Consider the following 3,197-nt stretch of genomic DNA (forward strand, 5'->3'; position numbering starts at 1 on the left):
GGATTGTAAAAGCTGATAGAGAAGCGGAAATGAAGAAGCAAAACATTCGTTTCATACAATAAGGAGGAGATTTAGATTGAAAGATTACATGTTAAAACAGTTTGATTACCATGCTTGGGCTAATACACGATTATTCAACCGACTAAAAGAGTTACCAAACTATGAGACAATTTTTAATGAACAGATACAGAGTGTATTCCCATCAATTAAGGATACTTTTGTACATATTTATATTACAGATCAAGTGTGGTTACACATATTGCATGGTAAAAGTATGAGTGAAGTAATACAAGACCGAGAAAAATTACGAAAACAAATCGAAACTAAATCGTTACATGAATTAGAAAAAATGTTTGAAAACATGGCAAATCAATATAAAGAATTTTTAAGTAGAATACAAGACGTAAATACTGTATTTGTTATTGAGAACCCATATGCAGGTGCATTAGACACTTCCATTTTAGAGTTAGTGCAACACGTCGTAAATCATGGTACATATCATAGAGGGAATATAACAGCAATGATCCGTCAACTTGGTTATTCATCTACAATGATGGATTTTGTACTTTATTTACATATGGTTCAGGAGGGAAAGGAATTGAAATAGAGAAAAAAGGAATGGCTTATTATAAATGAGCCATTCCTTTTTTTAGTGATTAACTTGCCTGTTTTTTATGACTTTCTTTCAATTTCTCTGCTTGTAAAAAGCGATTCGTTTCAGCGACAACAATACCACTTAATCCGATTAGACCAATTAAGTTTGGAATCGCCATAAGTCCATTTGCAATATCGGCAAATGTCCATACGACACCTAGCTTTAAATTAGCACCTATTGCAATCATAACGATAAAGATTGCTTTATAATATCGTACAGCACCTTGYCCGAATAAATAAGCWACACACTTCTCTCCGTAATACGACCAACCTAAAATAGTAGAGTAGGCGAATAATATAATGGCGATACCGAGAATCATACTACCAGCAGTACCGAATACGGATTGGAATGCTAATGTTGTAGCTTCAACACCAGTTTTACCTGATTTCCATGCGCCTGTAGTAATTAATACTAGCCCCGTAATTGTACATACAATAAATGTATCTAGAAAAGTACCAGTCATAGAAACTAAAGCTTGTTTTGCAGGTGAATCTGTTTTGGCAGCAGCCGCAGCAATAGGAGCACTCCCTAAACCAGCCTCGTTAGCAAATACACCACGTGCCATTCCTATTTGAATTGCAGATGCAACTGTTGCTCCGATAAAACCACCAGCGGCTGCAGTACCTTGAAATGCACCAGAAAAAATAAGTGAAAATGCTTCTGGAATTTGATCAAAGTGATAGAAAATAATAATAAGGCCAGCGATTATATAAAAGAATGCTTTAATAGGAACGATATATCCAGTAACTCTACCAATCTTTTTTACACCGCCCAAAATAACGATAGCGATTAAGAATGACATGAGTATACCAGTTAATGCAGGAGGGAAAGAAAAATTGATTCGCATTGCCTCTGCAACTGAATTAGATTGAACCATATTACCGATACCGAAAGAAGCAGCTGTGCCGAATATAGCGAATAAAACAGCCAGCCATTTTTTCCCTAAACCACGTTCTAAATAATACATTGGTCCACCGGAGTATTCACCATTTTCATTACTAACACGGTATTTCACCGCAAGGATTGCTTCGGCATACTTTGTTGCCATTCCAAATAAAGCAGTAATCCACATCCAAAAGATTGCGCCGGGTCCACCGATTGTCACAGCAGTTGCGACACCTGCTATATTTCCCATACCAATCGTTGCAGCCATAGCTGTCATCAGTGCTTGGAAGTGACTAATATCTCCAGAAGATGATGTATCCTCTGATTTTTTAAAAGCTAGCTTGTGAGCGTATATTAGTTTACTAAACTGTAAACCTTTTAAGCGCACTGTGAGAATGATACCAGTTCCAACGAGTAGCAACAAAGTTGGTAACCCCCACACATACTGATTAATTTGTTCTAATACTTTACTTACTGTCTCCATCTGTATTCTCCTTTTTTAGAAAAAATAAAAACCACTTCAAGGAAATGAAATGGTCTCTGGAGAAACAAGGGATAGAAAAATAAACCGATACAAATCGGCATTTTCTTTCGCTTGTCTCTGTCCTTTTACCTGAGAGATTATCCGCTAGATTAGCGGATTTGCTCCTTCGGTGCTCGTTTTCCTCCGCGCTATATTAAGCGAGAGGGAGTCTCTCCAGAGATTCGTCCCCATGCAGTTCTACTTGTAAACAAGACCTGAGAGTTTCAAAGTTGGTTCAGCAACTTTTTGCCCCGTCGGTAGATCAATAGACCTTCTCCTGAATGGTTCATCCGAATTATAAAATTAAAAACTTAAACGCATTGATTCTGTATAGAATCAATAAAAACATTATAGATATACAATTAGTGAAATGCAATCATTTTTTATTTTGAAATAGTAAATAAACTTATTTTTTTGGTATTCCTAATTTATCTTCTATTTTATGATCTCAGGAGAGATTACTTATTATATATTCGAAAAATGAATGGTGATAAAAGAGATAGGACGTAACAATGTAGGATTATTTATGTCTTACTTTCAAATTTTCAATTCTGAATTATTTGAATTATAATTGTTGTATGTGTGGAATAAACTAATATTTTATAGGGAAATGAGTTGATAAATTGCCAAGAATAAAAAAAATAGGGCGTTTTTGTCCTGTGGATGATGAAGGATTTATTATAAACGATGCACATTTTAATAAAATTCAGCCTGTGTTTTTGGAGGTAATACAAGAAATAAAGGATACTTGTTGTCAATTTTTGCGGGATGATTTGCACAGTGTTTATATAAGGGGTTCTATTCCAAGAGGGATTGGGATAGAAGGGGTTGCAGATGTAGATATGATTATATTAGTTCGAAAGAATCCTCAAGTAATTGACTTAAGCTGGAGAAAGGAGCTAGAAGTCCAAATTACACAGCAGTTTAATTGTATATCAGGAGTGGAGTTAAGTTTTTATAGTGAAAAAGAAGTAATAAACTCAGAGGATTTTTCTTTTATAGGATTTATGATTCAGACACATAGTGTATGTATATTAGGTGAAGACGTAAAATTATATTTACCTAAATATAAAGTAAGTCAGGAGATAGTGTATGAACATCTCATTCATTTGCGGAAACAAATTGAACAAACAC

At 35.0% G+C, this 3,197-nt stretch carries 2 protein-coding genes, 1 pseudogene and 1 riboswitch; of the genes and pseudogenes, 2 read left to right on the forward strand and 1 reads right to left on the reverse strand.

From position 1 onward, the window contains the following. The first annotated feature begins 76 nt into the window (after positions 1-76). A complete protein-coding gene (locus AC1DJR_RS23350; protein ID WP_002085719.1) occupies positions 77-607 on the forward strand; it encodes a DinB family protein in 531 nt (176 codons plus the stop codon). Positions 608-656: 49 nt separating this feature from the next. Here the strand turns inward: AC1DJR_RS23350 and AC1DJR_RS23355 are convergent, their stop codons facing one another. Next, on the reverse strand, positions 657-2,024 hold the full coding sequence (locus AC1DJR_RS23355; RefSeq protein WP_002012784.1) for an alanine/glycine:cation symporter family protein: 1,368 nt from the start codon (positions 2,022-2,024) through the stop codon (positions 657-659). A gap of 107 nt (positions 2,025-2,131) precedes the next feature. Beyond that, positions 2,132-2,251: riboswitch (glycine riboswitch) on the reverse strand. Between the two features lie 435 nt (positions 2,252-2,686). Between AC1DJR_RS23355 and AC1DJR_RS23360 the strand changes: the two are divergent. Next, positions 2,687-3,197 (forward strand): annotated as a pseudogene (locus AC1DJR_RS23360) (nucleotidyltransferase); the annotation flags it as partial.

The sequence above is a fragment of the Bacillus sp. 05T31 genome (assembly GCF_056396725.1).